This is a genomic window from Paraburkholderia piptadeniae (assembly GCF_900007165.1).
Lineage (GTDB): Bacteria > Pseudomonadota > Gammaproteobacteria > Burkholderiales > Burkholderiaceae > Paraburkholderia > Paraburkholderia piptadeniae.
Window position 1 is genome coordinate 1 of record NZ_CYGY02000227.1, and the last position, 2,580, is coordinate 2,580.

At 61.8% G+C, this 2,580-nt stretch carries 4 protein-coding genes and 1 pseudogene; 1 reads left to right on the forward strand and 4 read right to left on the reverse strand.

The window, feature by feature from the left end:
• Positions 1 to 24 precede the first annotated feature (24 nt).
• The gene (locus tag BN2476_RS44890) at positions 25 to 267 is read left to right on the forward strand and encodes an FmdB family zinc ribbon protein (protein WP_087740498.1); all 243 of its coding nucleotides are present in this window, start codon (positions 25 to 27) and stop codon (positions 265 to 267) included.
• 794 nt (positions 268 to 1,061) lie between these two features.
• Here the strand turns inward: BN2476_RS44890 and BN2476_RS49225 are convergent.
• The 4 genes and pseudogenes from BN2476_RS49225 to BN2476_RS49230 form a co-directional block, all read right to left on the reverse strand.
• Positions 1,062 to 1,511 (reverse strand): DegT/DnrJ/EryC1/StrS family aminotransferase, encoded by a 450-nt coding sequence (locus BN2476_RS49225; RefSeq protein WP_227747406.1) that lies wholly within the window; start codon positions 1,509 to 1,511, stop codon positions 1,062 to 1,064.
• A complete protein-coding gene (locus BN2476_RS44900; RefSeq protein WP_087740500.1) occupies positions 1,498 to 1,779 on the reverse strand; it encodes a hypothetical protein in 282 nt (93 codons plus the stop codon). Before BN2476_RS44900 ends, BN2476_RS49225 begins: the two co-directional genes overlap by 14 nt.
• Position 1,780: 1 nt before the next feature.
• The gene (gene nifT / locus BN2476_RS44905) at positions 1,781 to 1,999 is read right to left on the reverse strand and encodes a putative nitrogen fixation protein NifT (protein WP_087740502.1); all 219 of its coding nucleotides are present in this window, start codon (positions 1,997 to 1,999) and stop codon (positions 1,781 to 1,783) included.
• Between the two features lie 361 nt (positions 2,000 to 2,360).
• Positions 2,361 to 2,580, reverse strand: a pseudogene (locus tag BN2476_RS49230) (hypothetical protein); the annotation flags it as partial.

Sequence of the window (2,580 nt, forward strand, 5' to 3'; positions counted from 1 at the left end):
GCTTCGCGCTGAAGAGAACTTCTCATGCCGCTCTACGACTATGTATGCCACAATTGCGGGTTGCGTTTTGAAGCACTGGTGCGCGCCGGCACGACGCCGCGCTGTCCGCGCTGTCGCAGTACTGCGATGGATAAACAGGTCAGTGCGCCGTGCGCCCCTGCCCGCAGCACGGCGATCATCACGGCGGCACGCCGTCAGGCCGCGCGGGAAGGACATTTCAGCAACTACCCCGCTGCGGAACGCCGCAACCTCCTGCGCCGCAGCTGAAGCGGCACAGCAATGGGTACGGCAGGCTATCCAGCCCGGAAGAAGCACGAATCGATGATCTGCACCAGTGTGTCGCAAAATTATCGGAAGTAACGCAACAAAACGGGCAATTCTGCAGCCGCCCGGAGGGACAGACAGCAGCTCCAGCGCCGACGTTGGTCACGGTGTCCTTCAATTGTCTTGACGATGTACCTCCTCACGTCGTGCGCACGGAGCTGCGTGTGCAGCGGCAACGCTGGCGCCCGGTTGCCGATCCGCTCCGCGTCAGGAGCCACGCCCCCCTCGGATCGGGATCGCGTTGGCGGCCCTCATGTAGTGAAGGTGAAAAGGACAGCTGTAGGCCGCCGTTTCCATCCCACAAGCCTGCATGTCCTCGATCATTGGTGCACGCACGCTGTGGGTAAATCGCTTGCCCAGGTGCACGATATAAGCATCCAGCGCACTTCCTCCACGTCCTCGGCCCGACCGTGATCCGGACTTCCATTCCCTTGCGCCGGGCGGAGCCGTTCCTCGAGCCCCGCCAGCTGTGCCGGCCCGAGCGCCGCCGTCATTTCGCTCATACCCGCGGCAACGACGCGCAGGCAACGACCAGCACTGACTTAACGGTCCGCGACCCAGCGCGAGGCAGGTAACGCAACTCGTACGCCAAGCTTTCGTCGTCGGCGACGAACATGCCGCCTTTTCCAGCGCAACGAGCAGAGGACCCCAAAAGAATCGAACGCCGATACGTCGTCGAGCGAACCGACACGGCACCCACCTGTAGCGTGGGTCGAGCGCCTCAGTACCGTGCTCGATCAGACCGGGATGATTTCATCCGCAAGCTCGCGCAACGGTCCCCAGGCAGTGAGACGCCCGTTGGCATTCTCAGAGAGAATTGCTCGCGTGCTCTTACCCGTCTTCTGCTGTGCCGTGGCAACCTCCAGACAACCGCTCCACCAATTAATATCGACAAACACCGGCGCCGCGCCAGCCAATGTGTTTGCCTGCGCGACCTGATGCCACGGGTGCGATGCGCAGATCACTTCGTCACCCGGATCGATGCCGCACGCTCGCAGCACAATCCTGGTACCGCCGGTGTCACTCGCCTCCGCACGGGCGCGGCCACTCGAGCCAGCAAACGCGGCCTCAAACGAAGCGAGCATTGGCCCATCGCTCCAGCGCGTGAACTGCAATATGGCATGAACGAGTTCGATCTCTCGTGCTTCACGGGCTGGCTCGCTAAGCGCGATTTCAACAGTCTCCATCGTAGGCGCCCTCTTCGGCTAAGATGAGCATATCGGCCTCACTTGCCTCTGCCGTCACGGAGACGCAAACCCCTGTCGACGTCGCGAAATAGACGCGGCGACCACGAAACTCCAAGACCGGCTTTTCATTGTACAGTTCGCCCGCGCTGATCCGGATGACACGCACGTTGGGATAGCGCTTGCGCCAACTTGCCGCGGCTTCCGACAACGTCGGTTCGTTCAGAATCAATTCGGTTATCGCATGGATCTGATCTGCAGTGAGCGCCATGTCAGTCGTGCCCGCCCGCCAAGCGCCGGGCTTCTACGGTGACCGGAAGCGTGGTGTCGGGCGCCATCTCCGGCAACTCGAACTGCCAGCCGTTCGCAAGCGTGACGAGCCCGCCCCACATCCGCGCCCGCGCGATAGAGACGATCGGCTCCTCCAAATCCGTCCTCGGAATATAGGCGCAGAGTATGCCTTTGCTATCCTTTCGGATCGTGATTTTCACTGTAAATGCTCCTGTTCGGTTAGGAAATTTGCGCCGTACGAACGTGCATCGTTTTCAATACGGCGCGAGCAAATGCGGCGACGCTGGCAGCAGGCGACAAATGCCGCCGCGACAAACACATAAACCGTCACGGGTCCAACCCGTCTCCTTACGCAATGGTCGCACTGCTGCAGGAACAGTTTCGCCCTCCGTGCAGCCGACCGTAAGCCCCGTCAAAGAGGTACATCGGCTCGCCGGTCTCGGTCACATACCCGATACGGGCGATCTCGCGGCGCGCGCCGCCGCAAGACCACTCATTTTCGCCCCGGTCGTGATATCGGCCGTCGTTGTAGATATCGTGCCCTGCGCCCACGTTCATGCCTCACGAATAGGCCGGCTCGAGCGACTCCATTGTCCGATGCATCGTCCCGGTGTTCCGAGCGCCAAAGGCTGCGCCCCCTACGACACGGTCGCCGTCGGCGTTACCTAGCCCGATCGAGCGAAGAGCGGCGGCCCGCTCGCCCAGACATGCGAGCACGTCTTCAGGAAGATGGTCGAGCGTGCACAGCTCCTTTTCGCGCATGCCCACCAGGTGATCAGTT